This window comes from Arthrobacter globiformis (assembly GCF_030817195.1).
GTDB classification, from domain to species: domain Bacteria; phylum Actinomycetota; class Actinomycetes; order Actinomycetales; family Micrococcaceae; genus Arthrobacter; species Arthrobacter globiformis_D.
Genome location: NZ_JAUSYZ010000001.1, coordinates 2,446,788 through 2,467,212 on the forward strand (window position 1 = coordinate 2,446,788; position 20,425 = coordinate 2,467,212).

Below are 20,425 nucleotides of genomic sequence, written 5' to 3' on the forward strand. Positions count from 1 at the left end.
TGGGGACATCTGAGATGGTTATGTGGTTTGTTGGGCGAGGGTGTGGGCGAGCGTATTGGCTCTTGGTCTCTCCGAAACTCGAGCACCTCCACGTGTGCCGGAATCCCTCAGTCCTGGCTCACCGCTCCTGACAGTCTCGATCCGGAGCCACGGAACTCATGTCCATGGCTAGCCTCGGAACCTGCGAGCCCGGTGAGGAGGACAGGACATGCTCAAGGTCTTTCAGTACCGCCGCCGCTGTGGCCGACGGGCTGGAGGCACCTCCTAACACCGTCAATTCACCCATATCTTCCGTGAGGATCCGAACAGCCTTCATGCTGCCCTGAATGCCCGCAAAGGGGTGCCCGGAGGGATATTGTCGTAGCTCAACGCCAGCGCGGACGGATCCGTTTTGCTGCTCGACGAAGCCAACCAGGCGTGGCGTGACCCCAGAGGTTTTCCAGTTTTCAATATCGCTGCGCGAAATTGAACCCAGACCTTCACGTGGCAGGGAATCCAGCTGGAGGGCCATGCCTAGTGCCGAGTTGGCGATAATGATCAGCTTGCTGGCCGTGTCCCAGCCGTCAACATCGAATGCAGGATCCGGTTCGGCAATGCCATGGTCCTGGGCCAAACGAACGGCTTCTTCGAAGTCGAGACCGTGATGGAGCATCTGATTGAGGATGAAAGTGGCTGTGCCGGTCAGCACAGCTTCGATGGCGAGCACTTTAGTACCTGCCAGGTTGTGTTCAATGAAATCAACAGTGGGGAGGGCAGCCCCTGCTGCTCCGCTGAACCGAAGCGAAACACCATTCTTAGTGGCCAGTTGCCGGAGATTCCTCAGATCGGCTACCAACGCTCCTTTGGAGACCACGATTGTGTGCATGTGCCGATCCAAGGCCGCACGAATGTAGCCCAGTGATGTTCCACCCGTTCGGTAGTCGCTGGGGCCCGCTTCAATGAGTACGTCGGCGGTAACCGTGGACATGAAGCGATCACCGCTGAGCCTTGGCGCAAACGCTGGCCGATCCCTCAAGCGCTCAGGGGACAGCCCCTCGGGATCAATCAAGCCTGCGTTAGCCCCGCAGACGCCGGTAATCCTCACGTCGGCGCCGAAACGTTCACGATATCTGGAGCGGCGCGATTCGAGCATATGCGCGACGCATCGGCCGACGCTGCCGAATCCAGTGATTGCTACGCCGACGCGCCTCATTCGACCTCCTGCTCCGAAACGAGGTCATTCATCCGTCTTCCCTCCGGGTACCTGGGCCTGGCTTCCTATTGACAGCGTGATCCACAGGAGTGCGGTCCCCCCAATCGCCGAGGCAACGCAACTGAATCCCGGGACAGGGCTGTTGAGATCGTAGCCGCCGATGCCAGCAGCAACGAGGCCTGACACAACAGCCCCGGTGGTTCCCGTGGACAAGGCCTCTCCGCTGCTCGTGCGCCGGCGAAGGCCAGGCGCGCACAGGGCGGCTGCCGCAACGCCGACGCCAATAGCCAGAAAAATCAAGATTGTGTTCATGGAATCAGCTTTCGAAAGGAGACCTGCTACCGAGGCTCCAATCACCCATCATTGTGAGTTCGGCAGTGGTCGGTCGAGAACCAAGCTCCAACTGCACGGCCCCTTTTCGCTGCTCGGAAACAACGTTCCTTCCATGAGGTAGCGGCCCATGTCGAGGTCGTTCCTCCAATAGCCCGTGCATGGGCAGTGAGTACCTGTGCGTAGATTCGCGGTGGGCGTGCCTCGGCCGTTTTTGGAAACGGACTCGATCCTTTTCATGTTCGAATTTCCTAGCGATGGGAGGGCCGGGATTGCGTGATTAGACGGGCGTGATGATGATGCCTTCGCGGCGGTCGAAGGCTTTGCGCTGGAGGGTGGGCGTTGTGTGGACCCAGACGACGTTGTGGTCTTCGGTGATCATGTCGATGGTGGCTGGGTAGCGGTGCCCGGTGGGTTCCGCGACGGTGACGTGTTGGCCTGGGGTGAGGCCTGCCCAGTTCTGGCTGATGGTCTCGGTCGGGGTCGAGGCTGGTTGCATTTCGTTGGTCCTGGGCTGGTACTGGTCGTGGTTGGCCGCGGCATCTCGCGGGAGGTGGGTTCCCGGCGCTGATGCGGTGCGCCGGGAGGTGTTCCACTATCGGGTTTTTATAGTTGGATGCCGGTGTATTTGGTTTCCTGGTAGGCCTCGAGGCCTTCGGTGCCACCTTCGCGTCCGAGTCCGGAGGCCTTGGTGCCGCCGAAGGGGGCTGCGGGGTTGGAGACAACGCCGCGGTTGATGCCGGTCATGCCGGCGTCGATGGCGTCGGCGACGCGCAGGGCGCGGCCGAGGTCCTGGGAGAACACGTAGGACGCCAGGCCGTAAGGGGTGTTGTTGGCTTCCTGGATGGCCTGGTCTTCGGTGTCGAAGGTGTAGATTGCTGCGACGGGGCCGAAGATTTCCTCGGTGCGTATGTTGGCGTTGGCAGGGATGTTGGTCAAGACTGTGGCGGGGTAGAAGTATCCGGTTCCTTCCGGAGTGGTGCCGCCGGTGAGGCAGGTGGCGCCTTTGGCGAGAGCGTCCTGGACTAGAGCGGAGACAGCGGTGACTTGTTTGTCGTCAACGAGCGGGCCTAGTTCAACGTCTGGTTCGACGCCGTTCCCAGTGCGGGTGGCACTCATGCGCTCCGTGAACCGGCGGGTAAATTCTGTGGCGATGCCGGATTGGAGGTAGATCCGGTTCGCTCCGACGCAGGACTGGCCGCCGTTACGCAACTTCGCCACGATGGCGCCGTCGACGGCTTGGTCTAGGTCGGCATCGTCGAACACGATCAGGGGTGCGTTCCCGCCGAGTTCCATGGAGGTGTTCATGACGTTTTCCGCTGCCTGGGCCAGCAAGGCCCGGCCGACCTGGGTGGAGCCCGTGAAGGAGATTTTTCGGACGCGAGAGTCGTTCATGATGGCCGCGACTACTTCGCGGGAGTTGTTGGTAGTGACGATGTTGACGACGCCTGCGGGAACGCCTGCTTCCTCGAGGACCCGGGCAAGGAGCATGGACGTTAGCGGGGTCAGTTCGGCTGGTTTGAGGATGGTGGTGCAGCCTGCGGCGAGGGCCGGGGCGATTTTCCGGGCGCCCATTGCGAGCGGGAAGTTCCATGGCGTGATCAGCAGGGACGGGCCGACCGGGCGTTTGGAGACGGCGATCCGGTAGTTCCCGCCGGGCTCGAGGCCAAACTGCCCGTCGAGGTGAAGACGGTTCGCGGATTCGGCGAACCAGCGGAAGAACCCGGCGCCGTAGTCAACTTCGGCTTGGGCTTCGATCCAGGGCTTGCCCATCTCTGCCACAATGAGGGCCGCGAACTCGTCCCGGCGGTCAATAATTCCCTGGTAGGTGCGTGCCAGGATGTCGGCGCGGTCCCGGGCGGGAGTGGCCGCCCAGGCGTCCTGGGCTGCGCAGGCTGCATCGAGGCCGGCTAGCCCGTCCGTGACAGTTCCGGCGGGAACGTCCGCGATCGGCTGTTCGGTGGCGGGATTGATGACTGTGATGGTCTGGCCGCTGCTGGAGGGAATCCAGGAGCCGCCGATCGGCATCAGTTTCGCTGGGAATCCCAGGACCGGGAGAGGAGCAGGGGCGGTGATGTGTGCCATGGGAGATCTCATGCTTTCAGCTGCGGGTTCCTGCCGGGCCGGCGCGGCCCGGCAGGAACCGGGGTGGTTAGGAAGCTTCGGCCAGGTGGGCGGTGAGCCAGGTCTGGAAGCGGCTGCCGTGGACCACGGGATCGATGAGGAGGAGTTTGGTGCCTGGTTCGTTGCCTGGTTCGGTGCGGGTGTGGATGAACCAGGGGCCGTTCTCGGTGAGGGTCTGCTTTAGCGCCAGGGACAGTTCCTCGGTGTTTTCGGCGCGGAGGACTTTCAGGTCAACGGACTCGGCGAAGCGGCCGAGGTCGATGCTGACGGCCTGGGTCGGGATGGAAGCGGTGGAGGCGTAGACGCCGTTGTCGAGCAGGACGATGACGAGGTTTTCCGGGGCGAGGTAGCTGGCGGTGATCGCGGAGCCGGGGTTCATCAGGAGGGATCCGTCGCCTTCGATGACCACGGCACGGGAAACCGCGGTGTCCTTGATGGTCTGGGCGATGCCGGTGCCGACGGAGATCGCCAGTCCCATGGCGTCCAGCAGGTACAGGTGGTTGTCCCGGTCTTCGACCGCGGCCAGTTCGCGGGAGGTCGCGGCGCAGGTGGCGATGACGGGAACGTCTGCGGTGGTTTCAACAATGGCCCGGAGGGCTTCGATGCGTTTCATGCTTTTGCCTTTGCGTCTTTGGGGTCGAAGAATTCCATGAGCACGACGACGGGTCGGAAGGTCATGCGGGCGTGGTTGCCGGCCTCGGCGACGGTCGCGCCCCAGTCCTCGGCGGTGTTGCGCCGGTCTATACGGAAGACGGGGATGTTTGTTGAGGTCAGCAGGGCCGGGACAGGCTCGGAAATGCTGTGGATCATGGAGTTGTACTCGCCGAGTCCGCCACGGGTGTTCGCCACGATCAGCAACGGCAAATGATAGGAAACTGCGAAGGTCGTCAACGCTGTCAGGGCGTTGCCGAAGCCGTTGTCCTGCATGATGATGACGCCGAATTTGCCGGCGAGGGGGTAGGCGCCGACGACGCCGATCGCTTCCTCTTCGCGGGAGACGGGGTAGACCAGGGGCAGGTCGCCGTTTGCCTGGGCGTCCAGGACACCATTGATGATCGGCGCAATACTGGCGCTGGGCACGTAGGCGACACCATCAGGGGCAAGCCCCACAATCGCGTCCACCACCTCCGCGTGGCGGTCCTGGGTAATAGTCGTAGTCATGGGTCAGGCTCCCTTGGGGGTAGTAGTGGTCAGGGACTGCACGATGCGGCGCAGGCCCTCGCTGAGGTCATCAATATGGCAGGCATATGAGATCCGGATGGAGTGGGTTCCGCCATGGGGGTCGAACGCGGTGCCCGGGACGACGGCTACTCGTTGTTCGTCGAGAAGGCGCAGGGCGAGTTGTTCGGCGGGCTCGGCGATGTCGGGGCTGTAGCTCAGATAGAAGTAGAACGCTCCGTCGGGTTGGCTAACCGTGATGCCCGGGATGCCCTGCAGGATGTCAAGGCCGGCTTTGCGTCGTTCTTCGAATGCACGGCGCATCTGCTCGGCGTCGGGTCCGGCTTCCCGGAGGGCGGCGGCGGCGCCCGGCTGAAGGAAGGTCGGTGCGCAGACGGTGGTGTATTGGCGGACGCGCAGAGCGGGGGTGATGAGTTCTGTGGGGCCTGCGAGCCAGCCGAGGCGCCAGCCATCCATGGCGAAGGCTTTGGCGAAACCGCCAATGACCAGGGTGCGTTCGCGCAGGGAGCCGACGGCGGCGGGGGAGAGATGTTCCGTGTTTTCGTAGACCAGATCGGCGTAGATTTCGTCGGACATCAGCAGGGCATCGGTGGGTTCCAGTAGGGCAGCGAGGGCTTCGATTTCATCCCGTGTGGTGACGCCGCCGGTGGGGTTGTTCGGCGTGCAGAGGATGACCATCCGAGTGGCCGGAGTGATAGCTGCGGCGATAGCGTTGATGTCCAGACGGAAGTTGTTGGCTGCGTCCAGGCGGACGGGGACCGGGGTGGCGCCCGTGAGGCGGATGCAAGATTCGTAGTGCGCCCAGGCCGGGACTGGCACGATGACTTCATCGCCCGGCCCGCAGAAAGCCATCAGCGCCAGGAACACAGCCTCGTTCGCTCCGATCGTGACGATTACCTCGGAAGCCGGGTCGTACGTGGTTCCCCTGCGGGCCTGCAGGTATTCCGCGATGGCTTTCCGCAGGTCGGTAGTGCCCGCGTTCGGCCCATAATGCACCTCCCCGCGTTCCAGCGAAGCAGCAGTGGCGTCCTTGGCCACCTGGGGAGTATCAAAATCGGGCCGCCCGATCTCAAAGTGGTAGACCTTCTCCCCGGCGGCTTCCAGCGCCGCAGCCTTATCGAAAATCGCCCGAATCGGAGAGGGCTTGATCTCTGCCAGACGTTCGGCCGGGCGGCCGAACCTGATGGTGGTGGTGCTCATTTGTGGATACTCCAATTTTCGGAGGAATACGGGCCGGCGGGTTCCCCCGTGGCGGCCAGTGCAGAGTGTTGGGAGTCAGCATCCTTGGACAGACTGATTACCGGACCAGTGGTGTACGGCTGGGATATCGTTGAAGGGACGTGACTAACCCGTGCCCAACTGCAAGAATGTTAACATTATGAAATCTGACACTAAATCAAATGTCAAGAGCGAGACCCTTCGTGCACCCCTGAAGCGCCGGGGGATGGCGCAGGATGTCGCAGATCGACTCCGGGATGCCATTTTTGCCGGGGAGATTGCGCCGGGTGCGAGGCTGAACGAAGTGGAAATGGCCTCTTGGCTGTCTGTTAGCCGTGGGCCGGTGCGCGATGCCATAATCCTGCTGCGGCAGGAGGGCCTGCTCCAGGGTGACTGGCACCGGGGCTCGCGGGTGACTGTCTTTACGCATAAGGATCTCGAGGAGATCTATTCTCTGCGCTACTCCATCGAGCTGTTGGCTGTCCGACGTCTCATTCAGCACAGGACGGATAATGACCTCGAGATTTTGCAGGCTCGAGCGGAGGATATAGAGCGGACCGCCGCCCAGGGTAATCGAAGCGAGATGCTTCAATCCGACATAGCGTTCCACGACGCGATCTACGCGTGCGCCGACCATGACAGGTTGGAGCAGGTCTGGTTAGGGTTGCGCTCCCAGATCGCCCTGCTCCTGCTAAACAGGCAGCAGGGCCACGATGATTACAGATCCCGCATTGGGCCCGAGCACTGGGAGATGTTCCGCGTTATCAGGGACCAGGATGCAGGAAAGGCTGAAGAGCTGGTGCGGGATCACATCCAGACTGCCTTTGAGAGAATCAAGAGCGACATGGAGCTCAAGGAGAGGGCCGAAGACGCGAGCTGAGCCCTCGCTCGGAGGCTGGGGACACCCCTGCCTCTATCGCCACTCAAGCTAGACGCCATTTAGCGTTTCGAGCCCAGTTCCTTCGTTATCTTGCTTACCGACTTGCTCTATCCCGTTCCTTGAAGTACAAATGTTAACATTCTGAAGTTCGTAACTTAGATCACAAGGTGGGGCGGGTTTAGTCAGCACCACGGACCCTCAACCGTCAACATTCCATGGACAGAGCCGAGCGCCATAAGGCGCGGCGCGGGCTTGAGCACCAGTGAGCCTCGCCGGCAGTCCTGTCCTCCCTAGAACGAATGGCAACTATGGAACTGCAAAAGGCCGTTGACAGCGCAACGGAAGCAACTGTCAACGAAAACAACGCGATGATTTCAATCAGAGGGGTCAACAAGCATTTCGGTCCCCTGCATGTCCTTCGCGACGTGAACCTTGAAGTCGCCCAAGGCCAGGTTGTGGTCGTACTCGGCCCTTCAGGTTCGGGTAAGTCGACTCTGTGCCGCACCATCAACAGACTGGAAACCATCGGATCCGGGACCATAGCTGTCGATGGAAAGCCCCTGCCCCAGGAAGGCAAGGCGCTCACGCGCTACCGTGCCGACGTCGGAATGGTCTTTCAGTCTTTCAATCTGTTCGCGCATAAAACCATTCTCGAAAATGTCATGCTTGCACCGCTCAAGGTGCGCAGATTATCCAAAACTGAGGCAAGGAAAAGCGCCATGTCGCTGCTGGAGCGGGTTGGCATTGCAAATCAGGCGGACAAACTTCCAGCCCAGCTTTCGGGTGGCCAGCAACAACGCGTTGCCATTGCCCGTGCGTTGGCCATGGAACCCAAGGTGATGCTCTTTGATGAGCCAACCTCCGCACTGGATCCAGAGATGGTGACAGAAGTCCTGGAAGTCATGACATCCCTGGCCAGGGGCGGCATGACGATGCTTGTAGTAACCCATGAGATGGGGTTCGCACGCCGGGCGGCCGACCGGGTGGTGTTCATGGCGGATGGCCAAATCCTTGAGGACACGACACCGGATCAGTTCTTCGCCAGCCCCTCAACCGCCCGCGCCCGGGACTTCCTGGGCAAGATCCTCAGCCACTGACTCTCCCGAAAAGACGTTAGAAAGTAGTTCATTGTGAAGCTCAAGTTCCTTGCCGCCCCCGCGGCCGCATTGCTTCTTGCCGGCTCGGTTGCCGGTTGTTCCGGCGCGAGTGCCAAGTCCAAGACCGTGGAGGCAAGCGCCCAGAATGGTCACCTGACCATCGGCATTTCCTTTGATCGCCCGGGTCTCGGTATCAAGAGTCCGGACGGCACGTTCAAGGGGTTTGACGTCGACGTCGCCAGGTACGTAGCCAGCAAGCTGGGCGTCCAGGAATCCTCCATCACTTGGAAGGAAGCCACCCCCGCGCAGCGGGAAAGTTTGATTCAAAATGGCCAGGTGGATTACGTGGTCAACACCTACAGCATCAATGACGCGCGAAAGGAGAAGGTGGCCTTCGCCGGGCCGTACTTCCTCGCCGGCCAGTCGCTGCTTGTGCGGGCCGACAACACAGACATCACCGGACCCGAATCTTTGAACGGCGGAAAGAAGCTGTGCTCGGTTACAGGGTCGACCCCTGCACAGAACATCAAAAAGAATTACAGCAAGGACGCCCAACTGCAGGAGTACGACACACCTTCAGCGTGCGTCGAAGCACTGAAGAGTGGCGCCGTGGACGCGATGACCACCGACGACATTCAGCTTGCCGGCTACGCAGCGGCCAACCCGGGAAAAGTGAAGCTCGTAGGCAAGACCTTCAGTAAGGAAAACTACGGCATAGGCCTCAAAAAGGATGACACTTCTGGCAGGGCAAAGATCAACGATGCCATCCAGTCGATGATCGATGACGGCTCCTGGGCCAAGGCGTTCCAAAGCAACATCGGTCCTTCCGGATACGCGCTGCCCGCCAAGCCGGTCATTGACCGTTACTAGCCTTGCGGCTGGCAGACAGGACTGGATACAGAATATGGATATCCTCAATGAATACGGCGACCAGCTCTTCGCCGCATTCCTGACTACCCTGCAACTAACGATGCTCTCAGCGTTGGGTTCATTGCTCTTGGGCACGATGCTCACTGCCATGCGCGTTTCCCCTGTGTGGGCGCTGCGGACCCTCGCCACCGGCTATGTGAACATCGTCAGGAACACCCCGCTGACGCTCGTGGTCCTCTTCGCGTCGTTCGGCCTGGCGCAGCAGCTCGGGATCACCTTGGCCGATCCGAAATCACCGACATCGATTACTGACAGCTCCTTCAGGCTGGCGGTTCTGGCCTTCAGCCTTTACACCGCCACCTTCGTGTCCGAAGCGCTGCGGGCGGGCGTTAATACCGTTCCACTCGGCCAGTCGGAAGCGGCTCGTTCTTTGGGTCTCGGGTTCTTGCAGGGCCTGCGTTACATCGTCCTTCCGCAAGCATTCCGAGCTGTCATCGCGCCATTGGGAAGCATCCTCATCGCACTGACCAAGAACACGACGGTTGCCTCCGTTATTGGTGTTGCGGAAGCCGCACTGCTTATGAAGGAGATGATCGAGAATACATCCGCCCTCATTGTTGTTGGATTGATCTTTGGCGCCGGCTTCATGTGCCTGACCATTCCGACAGGCGCAGCGTTCGGACACTTGAGTAAGAAGTTTGAGGTGAAGAGATGAGCGGCTCCGGAACGACAATAAGGACCCTGTACGACGTCCCCGGTCCCAGAGCCAAGGCGCTGAACATTCTCGTCAGCGTCCTGTGTGTCCTGGGCCTGGCGGCCGCAGGATGGTGGGTCTCGTCCGCTCTGGCCGAAAAGGGGCAGCTGGCCGCGGAAAAGTGGGAACCCTTTGTGACGCCGGAGATGTGGCTGACCTACCTTCTGCCCGGAATCTTGGGAACTCTTCAGGCGGCAGCTTTCGCAATCGTCCTGGCAATCATCCTGGGCATCCTCCTAGGCGTAGGACGCCTGTCCGAGAACCGTACTGTGCGCTACAGCTGCGGAGCTGTGGTCGAGTTTTTCCGCGCCATTCCGCTTCTCATCCTGATGATTTTTTGTTTCCAGTTGTTCGCTGATTATGCGTTGTTTCCCTCCACCGAACTCGCCGTGGCCGCCGTGGTCACAGGGCTGGCCCTGAGTAACGGTGCCGTGATCGCCGAAATCGTACGTGCAGGAATCAAGGCCATTCCCAGGGGACAAGGTGAGGCTGCGATAGCCCTGGGCCTGGGCAACGGGCAAACCCTGCGAATGATCCTATTGCCGCAGGCGATCACGGCAATGTTGCCCGCAATCGTCGCGCAGCTTGTCGTGGCACTGAAGGACACTGCGCTCGGCTACCAAATCACATATGTTGAGGCAGTGCGGCAGGGCATCCAGGCGGGCTCGGCCTATTCAAACTACATTCCTGCCCTGGTGGTAATAGCGCTAGTGATGATTGCCATTAACCTTGGGCTGTCCCGACTTGCAACCTACTTCGAGAATCGCCTTCGCAGTGGCCGCAAGCCCGCTCTAAAGCCGGCAGTTGAAGAGGTTGTCGTTCCGCAGACTTAGCTGGCAGAGGTGGTACCGGGGCTTGGGGGCGGCTCGGCCGTCCTCAAGCAACCGGGTTCAATGGCGCAATTTCGGTTAGTGTCCGCTGAAACCAGCCGTGGCAGGCTCAGGGAGGCTTGTCCTTCGGGCCTCTTTGCGCTCGGCATTGATGACGGCGTCGAGTAGTCCCGGAAACAGCTCGTGGAGCACTCCGGATCGAAGCGTGTTGAGGATTGCCGTGCCTTTGTAGTGCTGTTCGATGATGCCCGCTTCACGCAGAACCCTGAAGTGATGGGTGGAGGTGGACTTGCTGACAGGCAGCTCGAACGCAATGCATGCCTGGTCATCATGGCCGTCGGCCAGTTGGGTAACTATCCGGCGACGAATAGGGTCGGCGAGAGCTGACAAAACAGCGTCGATTTGAATCTCGTCGGACGTGGGGTGGGCCAGTGTGCGCATGTTTCGGTAATCCAAGATGTTCTTAAGTTGGACGAAGGGGCTAGTACGGTCTTAATCGTACTACGGTTACTATCGGACCTTTAGTTTTTAAAGGAGTGCGGAAGTGCACGGACGAAAAGGAGACAACATGAAGGTTTTCCAGATTGGTGCTGCGGGCGGTGTTGGTCGCCGACTCGCTCAACTGCTGGCTGATCGTGGCGATGAAGTCACGGGCATGTTTCGGAATCCGGCCCAGACGGAGACTGTTCAGGACACCGGAGCGACGCCCGTCGTCGGCGATCTCATCGCCGATTCCGTCGAAACACTCGCCGACAAACTCAAGGGGCACGACGCTGTCGTGTTCTCCGCTGGTGCGCATGGCACCGGGGTCGACCAGACCACCCTCATTGACGGCAAGGGGCTCGAAAAGGCGGCCGATGCTGCCGGCCTGGCGGGAGTGTCTCGGTTCGTGTTGGTGTCGGCCTTCCCTGATTCGGGACGTGGCGGGGAGGTCAATGACCGCTTCGAACACTATATGCGTACAAAGAAGACCGCCGACGTCTATTTGACGCGAACCAACCTCGACTGGCTCATTGTCCGTCCAGGGCTCTTGCGCGATGAGCCGGGCAATGGTCGGGTTACGGCCGGTCCGGCAATCGAATACGGGGACGTTCACCGCGACAACGTTGCAGCATTCATCGACGCGGCGTTGCATAACCCGGCACTCAACCGGACCATTGTTGAACTGACTGACGGGCCGACACCCGCGGCCGAGGCCGTCAGTCAGCTCGTTGCAACCTTGGCCCCGGCCCACACCTAGCGGCGGGCCCCGACAGAAGCTGGTGTCGCCGAAGTCATGCTGGGAACGTGCTGAGCACCTTGGCTTTCCGATGCCGCCCTCTGTGGGGTGAGGTTCGGGTCATGTTCTCTTCGATTGTCTCGCCTATGAGATGTTCGAAGGAGGCCGCGACCCTATGACGTTCATTGAATCCCATCCTCACGCTTGCTCCGGACAGAAGCGCCCGGCCAAGGTCGTGCGTCGGATTCCAGCCCAGCCAGGGAACGTCGTCGCAGTGGACCGAGCGGGGGCCGGCGGTGGAGAGGGATTCCACACGACCAAAAGGATCGTCACACTCGAATGGTGGTGGCTCAAAATGCTCACAAAAGAGGGTGTGGACAGTGTCCACACCCTGGGCTTCGGATTCGGTTGTACCGGCCTCGGACTGGGCCGGACTGGAGAGGTTTTCGGGGGAGAGGCGGATTTTCAGGGGGAGCGGCTGGTTCGAGTCCCACCTCGGGCACGTGTTTTCCCTATTCAGGGGCTTTTTAGCCTCTGAGTGTGGACAATTTGTGTTGTGAAGGGGCCCCTTCGGGGGCCTTTTTCATTGGTGGCCGGGCGCCTCCTTTCTCTTCTGGATCGACGGTGTGTGCTTCGTTACCTGTTCATGGACGTCCGTGGCCTGGGCAACATGACCTGCGAAAAATCTGGCCCGGACGCCTTGTCCGCGTTCCTGGTCCTTCACTGGGTTCCTCCTATCCGTGTCGTGGTGTCTTCCTGCTGATTCATCGTTAACTCCGGCGGCTACTGCATGACGCTGTGAATTTTTGGCGAGATTTCCTGAAGCGAGGTGCCGGCCGCCCTTTTTGTTCTTCATACCTGTTCATTGCCTCCGCCTTGGACAGCGACATGACGCCGGGGGATTGGAGCGAGGTGTCCCGAACGGTGCTGCCTGCTGCCTGGCTGGTTGTGCATATCCGTTCATAGCCCACACTGTGCTCAACAGCATGACCGAAGTCGACGAGAGCTCATGTGTCTGCGCAGGGGTCCGCTGACGGCCATGGCTGCCGGAGTATCTTCAAGGGCATGGCCAAGCCTTTCGTGTGTGGGTAATCCGCCGTGCCATGACTGCGTTTCGACCGGACGGGGATCTCCTGCATGGACGGACATGTCTGACCCACGACCTGGCGGCCCTTGTGCCCGCCAGTGTAGCCCCTCAGGGCACCCCTAGAGGGCTTTGAATGGGGCAGGGCAAATGGCTATCGAGAGGGCAGTACTCGCGCGGATTTTTCCGGCAGGGGAGTAGCTGTGAGGTGTCGCCCTGGAGGACCGTCATGTTCGACTAAAGCTGTGGCAGTACCCAGTTCAGCGCGCGCCTACGTCTCCTCGGTGAGCTGTGACGGGTTTGGTTGTCCGACCGTCCTCGGGTGCCGGCGGCCGCGCGTGGTGGTCTGCAAGGCGCCAGAACGGCTGAAAGTTTCTTGGGTCGAGGATATGCTCCCACGTCCGTTCCAGGTCTGCCCGAAGGTCTACGGGCGACTCCCCGACTGGTTGGCGCGGCGCCCCGGCAGCCTTCTGGCGGACCTCGAAATCGTCGAAGATGCGCTCCAGCCTCGCGACGTAGTTTGCGTCGCTCTCACCGGCAGGTCGGGCACGGGAGGGGCTGCCGTTCAGGACGGCCTGCCAGCCGGCGAACTGCGAGACGAGCACCCGCTCCCACAGCACCCTGCAGGTGAGAAGAACACTCCCGCGAGAGTCCTTGCACAAGTCGACCAAGTCGCGGCGGAGGATCCGGGCCCAGAACCACAGCGCACCGTCGCCCGTAGTGGCAGTCGTGACGCATCTGCCGGAGCATGCATCCGTAGGCGTCCTCAAAGTGCCTCTCCGCCAAGATGTGTCTGGCGCGAGCCTCCTGCATTTAGGTGACAAAGCCCGCTACCCCACTATTTCGGCGACGGTCTGGACCGACAAACGGCAGCCGAACCACACTGGCACCCTGCTAGGTGGGATGTGCTGGAGGATCACATCGAGAAAACCATCCCTGGGCCGCTGGAGGCTGCGGTTGCTCGGGCGCTCCACTCCGACTGGTGACGAGGGGGCGGAGTCAGCTCTCTGTCTTGACCGGCACTTTGTCGGCCTGCACTCCGGCGACTCAAGAAGCACCCCGGTGGCCACGTTCCAGGGCAACCAGGCAGCCTTCGTCATCAGGTAAACGGGGACGATCGGGTTGAAGAGAACGGCGGCCGGCGCCAGCAGGAGCAGCCACGCGGCCTTTCCGTTCTTTGCGGCCAGCACACCGACCCATATAGCGGCGATGCACACCGCCCATCTCAGCAGCGTGTAGTAGCCAATAGGCTGCGATCCGAGCCCGACGAGGATGAGCCCGGCGGCTGCCGCGCCGATGATCGTTGCTGGTTTTGCCATGCCTGGTTTCCCGTGTCTTGGATCCAATGGGTCAGAAAGAATCAGGGCGGGTGTTCTTTGCCTTTTCGCCTTCTGCCCGACCCTTGTTGTAGAAGTACACAGCTGCGATGACACCGGCAATGATGAGCACATACATCATGGTGGACTGCTGGCCGTTGCGTTCCAGTTCATCCATGCAGGCATTGAAACTCTGGATCCCCCGGCTCTCCTGCGCCAGGCAGTACTCAGCTCGGGACCCTTCCGTGGACCGAATTAAGCGTCGGGTCCTTTGCATATTCGGACACGTATTACCTCGCGCTCGGCCTCCTGATCCAAGCACTGCGGCACAAGCCGTTCATCCAGGTCATGCGCGAGCAGGTCTCCGAGCCGCTTGGTTTGAAGAACACGAGCCTGGACCCCGTCGACCCGCACGAGGCCGGGCTTTTACATGGCTATGTGGCCCTCCGTGGTGAGCGGGTCGACACCACGGGCAACGTCTTCGATGGAGGCTCTCCGACGTCGGGGGCAGTATCGACTGTGGAAGACAAGAACCGCTTCATGGCGGGCCTCTTCCAAGGACGGGCGCTCTCGGCGGCGTCAATGAAGGAGATGAAGACAAGCCCCGGCTTAGCCCCCTACAGGCTGGGCATGTGGGAGCACTCGGACGGATGCTCGATCAATTCCCGGCACCAAGGACGCGGCAACTTCTGGGAGCACCAGACTGTGGCAGCCAGCAGCAGGGACGGGCGCTACCAGGCCGCGATGGCCGTCACCATGCCACCTCTTCCCACTGACTTGGAGGACGAGTCCGGCTACAGGAAGCGCGGGCTCGTGAACGAGCAGATTGAGTCCTCACTCAACGAGACCCTGGACCGGCTCTGCGTGCCAGCCACCTGAGGTTGTCTGCCGACGCGGCGGCCAGTAACTGCCGCTATCCCGGCGGTGGCACCCAGAGACATTATTAGATCACCGGGGCTGGCGGCACTCGGATGGGAGAAGGTCATGATTAGAACCCTAACGTGCAAGCTGAACATTCGTCACGAATGGCACGTCGAACACACCGAAGACGGGAGCCGGTACAGGCGCTGCCGACTCTGCGGTAAGGATGATGACCGTGGCGGTGGTGGGACCGGCGCCCCCGGTGCTTGGGCTGGACCTGCTGGCATGGGGTAATCCGTGCCTCGCCACGCCATCCGGCACGCTCTGGATTCCGACGCAGCTGGAATGCACAGCCCTGCTGGGCTGCTTGCAGCCCCACGGAGGGTCCCCTATTTCAGGGTGGGGCATTCCTCTCCCGGTGCCTCTACTTTCGGGGAAGCAGGAAGATATTGAGGGGGACCTACCTGGCGTAGGACTAGGGCTTTCACAGGTAAAATTCAGACTTCCCCACTGTTTCTCAATGGCATCGGGCTACGTTGTACGGACGCATCAACGGTGATGCGCTCATCGGACAAAGGAGTCCCTGATGCGTTCCAGATCAGACATCGCTGCTTGCCGGGAAAGAATCGGAAGGTCGCGCCATCGGCGCGGAGTTTCAACGGCCAAGTGGTTAGCAGCAACGATCACGACAACTTTGTTTGTCTCCGCTATTTCATTCATTGGCGGGACTGCACAGGCAGCCACCGTCACGATCGGTCCTTCCGCGGACGCGGTGGTCAAAAAGGACACGCCGAATACCAATTACGGCACTGCGATCGGTCTGAAGGCAGATAACTCGCCGGTCGAGATGTCGTTCCTCAAATTTACGGTCGCCGGCACCGGGAGCACTGTCACCGGCGCCAAGCTGCGGCTCTTCATCTCCGATCCGTCCACCCTTGGCGGCCAGTTCCGACGGGTGCAGAACACCACCTGGGCCGAAAACACCATCAACTGGTCCAACGCGCCGGCGGCTGACTCTACCGTGATTGCCTCGGTCGGGTCTGCCTCTATGAACACGTTTGTCGACGTCGATGTCTTCAGCGTCATCAAGGGTGACGGCACCTATTCCTTCCGCATCGACAACACTTCCTCTGACGCTGTCATCTACGCGTCCAGGGAAGTGGCCGACACCACCCACTGGCCGCAGCTGGTCCTAACGACGGACGGAACGACCCCACCGCCGCCTCCGACCCCGCCCACAACACCACCGCCAGGAACAGCCGACTCCTTCGAGTTCGCTGCCGTAGGTGACATGAACCCGTCGGGAAACACATCCACCACCTCCGCATCGGGCAGGAACGCTGCCAGTATCGCCGCTGGCCTCAACGATGGGTCACTGCACAATTTCATCGGTATCGGTGACTTCCAGTACGACAAGGGCACCTGTTCGGCCCTGCCGGCGTGGAACAGCTTATGGGGTGGGGTGAAAGCCAAGACGTTCTGGACGGCCGGGCCGGGCCACGACATACAACCGGGTGTCAACGATGACCTGGACAGGTTCATGAACGGTGAATGTGTGTCCACGACGAAAAGCGCAACCAGCACCACGTTGGGCCGATTCCAGGACGCGCTTGAGTGGTACGCAACTGATCAGGGCAACTGGCACATTGTGTTTGCCCCGACGGCTGCATGGCTGTACAACGCCACAAGGGCACAGGCCATGACCGCCGAGATGGACGCCGATATGAAGGCGGCGACAACGGCCGGGAGGCATCTGGCTGTTGTCTACCACGACCCGTACTTCACATCAGACACATCGGCACATACCCGCTTCACTCAGGCCAAGCCTTGGATCGACATGTTCTGGGCGAACCGGGTCAAGGTGCTCCTTTCCGGTTCACAGCACAATTACGAGCGGACCTGCCCGGTCAACAACGCGGACCAGTGCGTCACGGACGGGATGCAGCAGTTCCAGGTGTCCACCGGCGGCATCGGCTTACGGTCCTTCACCAGCAACCCTGCCTACGTTCAGAGGAAGTTCAGCGACACGTGGGGCCACCTGAGGATGAGCCTCAAACCTGACGGCTCCTACACCTGGGAGTTCCGCCCTGTCCTTGGCGGGATGCAAACAGACAGCGGTTCGAGGGCCTCGGGCACGACCCCGCCGCCGCCTGGCGATACGACGGCTCCGACGGTGACGGGTACGTCTCCGGCTGGCGGTGCGACTGGTGTGGCCGTGGCGGCGAACGTGACAGGGACGTTCTCGGAGGCGATGGATGCGGCCACGATCACGTCGGCCACGTTCACGCTGCAAGCGGGAACGACGGCGGTGCCCGCCGCTGTGACCTACAACAGCACGGATAGGGTTGCGACGTTGAACCCGGATGCGGACCTGGCGGCGGGTGCAACGTATACGGCGACGATCAAGGGTGGCGCCGGCGGGGTGAAGGATGTTGCCGGGAACGCTTTGGTATCGGACAGGACCTGGACCTTCACCACGGCTGCTGCCGGCGGCACATCCGAGACTGTGACGCTGACGCCCACCGCTGACAGCTATGTTTCGAGTGGTTCGGCGGGGACGAACTTTGGCACGGCCAACATCCTGCGCGTCGATGCCAGCCCTGTGGAGGCCACGTACCTGAAGTTCGACCTGTCACCATATGCGGGCAGGACCCTGCAGAGCGCGGTACTGCAGCTGCGCGTTGGCGGGAACCCGTCCACGGGTACGCAGAACGTCAAACTGGTCACCATCGACACCTGGACCGAGGGTGGGATCACTTTCAACAACCGTCCGGCACTGGGCACCGGCATCGGCACATTCGGCCCGACAACGGCCAATACGAACCTCAGCGTTCCGTTGACCGTCAGCGGCCTGACCGCCGAGCTCGGCCAGCTGCTCTCCCTGGGCATGGACACCGCCAGCAGTGACGGCCTGGAACTCAGCTCCAAGGAAGCCGGGACCACAACCGCACCCAAACTGGTGCTCACCCTCAGCCCCGGCGGCGGTGGTGGTGATACGACGGCTCCGACGGTGACGGGTACGTCTCCGGCTGGCGGTGCGACTGGTGTGGCCGTGGCGGCGAACGTGACAGGGACGTTCTCGGAGGCGATGGATGCGGCCACGATCACGTCGGCCACGTTCACGCTGCAAGCGGGAACGACGGCGGTCCCCGCCGCTGTGACCTACAACAGCACGGATAGGGTTGCGACGTTGAACCCGGATGCGGACCTGGCGGCGGGTGCAACGTATACGGCGACGATCAAGGGTGGCGCCGGCGGGGTGAAGGATGTTGCCGGGAACGCTTTGGTATCGGACAGGACCTGGACCTTCACCACGGCTGCTGCCGGCGGCACATCCGAGACTGTGACGCTGACGCCCACCGCTGACAGCTATGTTTCGAGTGGTTCGGCGGGGACGAACTTTGGCACGGCCAACATCCTGCGCGTCGATGCCAGCCCTGTGGAGGCCACGTACCTGAAGTTCGACCTGTCACCATATGCGGGCAGGACCCTGCAGAGCGCGGTACTGCAGCTGCGCGTTGGCGGGAACCCGTCCACGGGTACGCAGAACGTCAAACTGGTCACCATCGACACCTGGACCGAGGGTGGGATCACTTTCAACAACCGTCCGGCACTGGGCACCGGCATCGGCACATTCGGCCCGACAACGGCCAATACGAACCTCAGCGTTCCGTTGACCGTCAGCGGCCTGACCGCCGAGCTCGGCCAGCTGCTCTCCCTGGGCATGGACACCGCCAGCAGTGACGGCCTGGAACTCAGCTCCAAGGAAGCCGGGACCACAACCGCACCCAAACTGGTGCTCACCCTCAGCCAGTAGGTAGAGGCCAAACCCTCCAAATCATCGCAGAGCGGCATGGGAAGCGTCCCCGGCGTGCAGGCCGGGGACGCTTCGTTGCCTCCGGGACGTCATCGGCGGCGGATCAGGATGCGAGCCGGTCGCGCGGCCGATATTCGGTGGGCCTTGGCATCAAGCGGCCTCGAAGTAGAGGTAGTCCCCGGCCGCCTCCCGGAACCCGAAGTCCATCCAGTACCGACGCAGCTTCTCCTTGGCCGCCACGTGCTGCGGCGACCCTTCCATCGGGGCATCGTCATCGAGCATGGGAGCGGCCTCCAGGATGACCAGCGCCGTGTTGCGGCCGATGGTCCCCAGGATGGCCCGGAGCATGGCGTGCCCGGTGCGGTTACCCGGAACCTGGGCTCCACCGTCATGGAGGACAGGACGAGCAAGTCGCCGTCGAGCCGCAGGCTATATTCCAGCAGCTGCGGCTTCTCGTGGGCGAGCATCTCGGCGACGCCCATCATCTCATCTGGCCCTCAGTCCAGGGTCGGCCATCTGCATCAAGGCATCCTTCCGAAGATAGTAAGCTTACTGACTATCTTGCCATGTCCCTGCGTCCGGGTGGGTCAAGCAATCACCACGGGTCTTATCTGAGGCCGCCGGGCGGGTGGCCGGAACGGTTCAGCTGGATGCTGGCGGCCGGTGGCGTCAGTAGGCCCATTTCATACGCCCGTCGTACTGCCATCAGCCGATCACCAACGTCGAGTTTGCGGTAGATGTTTTCCAGATGCTTCTCTGCCGTGCGGGGCGAAATGCTCAGCCGCCTCGCCAGGCTCTGCGCCGTCAGGCCGCTGCTGAGCAGAGTCACGATGGACACTTCCCTAACGGTCAACCTGCAGTCAGAAGCCGGCACGGATGTGTTGTCGGTGATTGACGCCAACGCAAGATGGCGGGCAAGGCCGGCCAGGATGGGTTGCAGCAGGAAGGCCAGGTCCAGTTCCTGGTCGGTGAAGTCACGGTCAGGGCGTGAGATCACGTATGCACTGTGGTCGCTGTCTTCCATCTGTGCCGGTATAGCCAGCGCCATGCTGACGCCCCAAGGCCGGACGATTTCGTCCCATTCCTGCTTTAGCCGGTTACCGGCCACAGCCGCAGGTACCCGTCCCAGGGAACGCGGCTTTGCTTGGTCCGTGAGTGCATACCACCGCAGCAGCGGTTGCGTGGTCGCGTCGACTGTAAAGTCCCCGGGTGGGCCAACAGGAAGGTAATCCCACGGCCAGCACGCGATGACATGGTCCTGCCATTTTTGGCTCACCCAATTGCGCGTGGTGCATGCGCCGTTGAAAGACTCTGTGAGGAGATCGAGCAGCTGCTCCTCGTGCCGCATGGACGCGCCTGCCGGCTGTTGAAGAATGTCTCCAACGAGCTCCAGCCATGTGCGGTACTGCGCGTCGTTATGCTCCACCCGCGCATTTTAGACCCGCGCGGGTCTTGGACGACACAGGAAATTGCTTCTGCAGCAGGCCGGGGTCGCTCCAGGACAGCTTCGGTTGCGTGGTCAACTGTGTGGTCCCATTGCCCTAAGAGCAGCGACCTCGAAACCAACCCCGTGTACGCGTACATACCCATCACGTCCCAAAGCAACTCCGCATGCCCCTCACACGCACGGGGTTGCTGTCGAGCGGAGTGCTCT

General features: G+C 61.5%; 18 protein-coding genes and 1 pseudogene. 8 read left to right on the top strand and 11 right to left on the bottom strand.

What is annotated here, in order from left to right; translation table 11 throughout:
* Nucleotides 1–118: 118 nt before the first annotated feature.
* The 6 genes from QF036_RS11005 to QF036_RS11030 form a co-directional block, all read right to left on the bottom strand.
* The gene (locus QF036_RS11005; protein ID WP_307101733.1) at nt 119–1,192 is read right to left on the bottom strand and encodes a homoserine dehydrogenase; all 1,074 of its coding nucleotides are present in this window, start codon (nt 1,190–1,192) and stop codon (nt 119–121) included.
* A gap of 610 nt (nt 1,193–1,802) precedes the next feature.
* Entirely contained in the window at nt 1,803–2,021 is a 219-nt protein-coding gene (locus tag QF036_RS11010; protein ID WP_307101735.1) for a hypothetical protein, read from the bottom strand.
* 107 nt (nt 2,022–2,128) lie between these two features.
* Nucleotides 2,129–3,607, bottom strand: a complete 1,479-nt coding sequence (locus QF036_RS11015) for an NAD-dependent succinate-semialdehyde dehydrogenase (RefSeq protein ID WP_307101737.1) — start codon at nt 3,605–3,607, stop codon at nt 2,129–2,131.
* A 67-nt stretch (nt 3,608–3,674) separates the two neighbouring features.
* Nucleotides 3,675–4,259, bottom strand: a complete 585-nt coding sequence (locus QF036_RS11020) for a thiamine pyrophosphate-dependent enzyme (RefSeq protein ID WP_307101739.1) — start codon at nt 4,257–4,259, stop codon at nt 3,675–3,677.
* Nucleotides 4,256–4,807, bottom strand: a complete 552-nt coding sequence (locus QF036_RS11025; RefSeq protein ID WP_307101740.1) for a thiamine pyrophosphate-binding protein — start codon at nt 4,805–4,807, stop codon at nt 4,256–4,258. Before QF036_RS11025 ends, QF036_RS11020 begins: the two co-directional genes overlap by 4 nt.
* Nucleotides 4,808–4,810: 3 nt before the next feature.
* The gene (locus QF036_RS11030) at nt 4,811–6,025 is read right to left on the bottom strand and encodes a pyridoxal phosphate-dependent aminotransferase (RefSeq protein WP_307101742.1); all 1,215 of its coding nucleotides are present in this window, start codon (nt 6,023–6,025) and stop codon (nt 4,811–4,813) included.
* 178 nt (nt 6,026–6,203) lie between these two features.
* Between QF036_RS11030 and QF036_RS11035 the strand changes: the two genes are divergently transcribed.
* The 5 genes from QF036_RS11035 to QF036_RS11055 all read left to right on the top strand — a co-directional run bounded on the left by QF036_RS11035 (nt 6,204) and on the right by QF036_RS11055 (nt 10,477).
* Entirely contained in the window at nt 6,204–6,923 is a 720-nt protein-coding gene (locus QF036_RS11035; RefSeq protein WP_307101744.1) for a GntR family transcriptional regulator, read from the top strand.
* Nucleotides 6,924–7,291: 368 nt separating this feature from the next.
* Complete coding sequence (locus QF036_RS11040; RefSeq protein WP_307105892.1) at nt 7,292–8,020, top strand: amino acid ABC transporter ATP-binding protein; 729 nt, start codon at nt 7,292–7,294, stop codon at nt 8,018–8,020.
* Nucleotides 8,021–8,053: 33 nt separating this feature from the next.
* The gene (locus tag QF036_RS11045) at nt 8,054–8,890 is read left to right on the top strand and encodes a glutamate ABC transporter substrate-binding protein (protein WP_307101746.1); all 837 of its coding nucleotides are present in this window, start codon (nt 8,054–8,056) and stop codon (nt 8,888–8,890) included.
* A 34-nt stretch (nt 8,891–8,924) separates the two neighbouring features.
* Nucleotides 8,925–9,605, top strand: coding sequence for an amino acid ABC transporter permease (locus QF036_RS11050; protein WP_307101748.1), 681 nt, complete (start codon nt 8,925–8,927; stop codon nt 9,603–9,605).
* Entirely contained in the window at nt 9,602–10,477 is an 876-nt protein-coding gene (locus QF036_RS11055; RefSeq protein ID WP_307101750.1) for an amino acid ABC transporter permease, read from the top strand. The genes QF036_RS11050 and QF036_RS11055 overlap by 4 nt, the downstream gene beginning before the upstream one ends.
* A 75-nt stretch (nt 10,478–10,552) precedes the next feature.
* On the opposite strand, the gene QF036_RS11060 is transcribed toward QF036_RS11055, so the two are convergent.
* Nucleotides 10,553–10,915 carry an ArsR/SmtB family transcription factor gene (locus QF036_RS11060; protein WP_307101751.1) on the bottom strand — a complete coding sequence of 121 codons (363 nt, stop codon included), beginning with the start codon at nt 10,913–10,915 and terminating at the stop codon, nt 10,553–10,555.
* 127 nt (nt 10,916–11,042) lie between these two features.
* On the opposite strand from QF036_RS11060, the gene QF036_RS11065 reads away from it, so the two are divergent.
* Nucleotides 11,043–11,714 (top strand): SDR family oxidoreductase, encoded by a 672-nt coding sequence (locus tag QF036_RS11065; RefSeq protein WP_307101753.1) that lies wholly within the window; start codon nt 11,043–11,045, stop codon nt 11,712–11,714.
* 1,893 nt (nt 11,715–13,607) lie between these two features.
* Here QF036_RS11065 and QF036_RS11070 read toward each other — a convergent pair.
* Together QF036_RS11070 and QF036_RS11075 are read right to left on the bottom strand one after the other, a co-directional pair.
* Complete coding sequence (locus QF036_RS11070) at nt 13,608–14,096, bottom strand: DUF6804 family protein (RefSeq protein ID WP_307101755.1); 489 nt, start codon at nt 14,094–14,096, stop codon at nt 13,608–13,610.
* Nucleotides 14,097–14,127: 31 nt separating this feature from the next.
* Nucleotides 14,128–14,271, bottom strand: a complete 144-nt coding sequence (locus tag QF036_RS11075; RefSeq protein ID WP_307101757.1) for a hypothetical protein — start codon at nt 14,269–14,271, stop codon at nt 14,128–14,130.
* 101 nt (nt 14,272–14,372) lie between these two features.
* On the opposite strand from QF036_RS11075, the pseudogene QF036_RS11080 reads away from it, so the two are divergent.
* Both QF036_RS11080 and QF036_RS11085 read left to right on the top strand, forming a co-directional pair.
* Nucleotides 14,373–14,972, top strand: a pseudogene (locus QF036_RS11080) (serine hydrolase); the annotation flags it as partial.
* Nucleotides 14,973–15,648: 676 nt separating this feature from the next.
* Complete coding sequence (locus QF036_RS11085; RefSeq protein ID WP_307101759.1) at nt 15,649–18,771, top strand: CBM96 family carbohydrate-binding protein; 3,123 nt, start codon at nt 15,649–15,651, stop codon at nt 18,769–18,771.
* Between the two features lie 150 nt (nt 18,772–18,921).
* On the opposite strand, the gene QF036_RS11090 is transcribed toward QF036_RS11085, so the two are convergent.
* A complete protein-coding gene (locus QF036_RS11090) occupies nt 18,922–19,119 on the bottom strand; it encodes a hypothetical protein (protein ID WP_307101761.1) in 198 nt (65 codons plus the stop codon).
* Nucleotides 19,120–19,378: 259 nt separating this feature from the next.
* Nucleotides 19,379–20,197, bottom strand: coding sequence for a helix-turn-helix transcriptional regulator (locus QF036_RS11095; RefSeq protein ID WP_307101762.1), 819 nt, complete (start codon nt 20,195–20,197; stop codon nt 19,379–19,381).
* Nucleotides 20,198–20,425: the final 228 nt, after the last annotated feature.

What these genes read in the sequence shown, in the direction of transcription:
- QF036_RS11005 (WP_307101733.1), bottom strand. Translation starts at nt 1,192, where the DNA reads ATGAGGCGCGTCGGCGTAGCAATCACTGGATTCGGCAGCGTCGGCCGA.
- QF036_RS11010 (WP_307101735.1), bottom strand. Translation starts at nt 2,021, where the DNA reads ATGCAACCAGCCTCGACCCCGACCGAGACCATCAGCCAGAACTGGGCA.
- QF036_RS11015 (WP_307101737.1), bottom strand. Translation starts at nt 3,607, where the DNA reads ATGGCACACATCACCGCCCCTGCTCCTCTCCCGGTCCTGGGATTCCCA.
- QF036_RS11020 (WP_307101739.1), bottom strand. Translation starts at nt 4,259, where the DNA reads ATGAAACGCATCGAAGCCCTCCGGGCCATTGTTGAAACCACCGCAGAC.
- QF036_RS11025 (WP_307101740.1), bottom strand. Translation starts at nt 4,807, where the DNA reads ATGACTACGACTATTACCCAGGACCGCCACGCGGAGGTGGTGGACGCG.
- QF036_RS11030 (WP_307101742.1), bottom strand. Translation starts at nt 6,025, where the DNA reads ATGAGCACCACCACCATCAGGTTCGGCCGCCCGGCCGAACGTCTGGCA.
- QF036_RS11035 (WP_307101744.1), top strand. Translation starts at nt 6,204, where the DNA reads ATGAAATCTGACACTAAATCAAATGTCAAGAGCGAGACCCTTCGTGCA.
- QF036_RS11040 (WP_307105892.1), top strand. Translation starts at nt 7,292, where the DNA reads ATGATTTCAATCAGAGGGGTCAACAAGCATTTCGGTCCCCTGCATGTC.
- QF036_RS11050 (WP_307101748.1), top strand. Translation starts at nt 8,925, where the DNA reads ATGGATATCCTCAATGAATACGGCGACCAGCTCTTCGCCGCATTCCTG.
- QF036_RS11055 (WP_307101750.1), top strand. Translation starts at nt 9,602, where the DNA reads ATGAGCGGCTCCGGAACGACAATAAGGACCCTGTACGACGTCCCCGGT.
- QF036_RS11060 (WP_307101751.1), bottom strand. Translation starts at nt 10,915, where the DNA reads ATGCGCACACTGGCCCACCCCACGTCCGACGAGATTCAAATCGACGCT.
- QF036_RS11065 (WP_307101753.1), top strand. Translation starts at nt 11,043, where the DNA reads ATGAAGGTTTTCCAGATTGGTGCTGCGGGCGGTGTTGGTCGCCGACTC.
- QF036_RS11070 (WP_307101755.1), bottom strand. Translation starts at nt 14,096, where the DNA reads ATGGCAAAACCAGCAACGATCATCGGCGCGGCAGCCGCCGGGCTCATC.
- QF036_RS11075 (WP_307101757.1), bottom strand. Translation starts at nt 14,271, where the DNA reads ATGGATGAACTGGAACGCAACGGCCAGCAGTCCACCATGATGTATGTG.
- QF036_RS11090 (WP_307101761.1), bottom strand. Translation starts at nt 19,119, where the DNA reads ATGCTCCGGGCCATCCTGGGGACCATCGGCCGCAACACGGCGCTGGTC.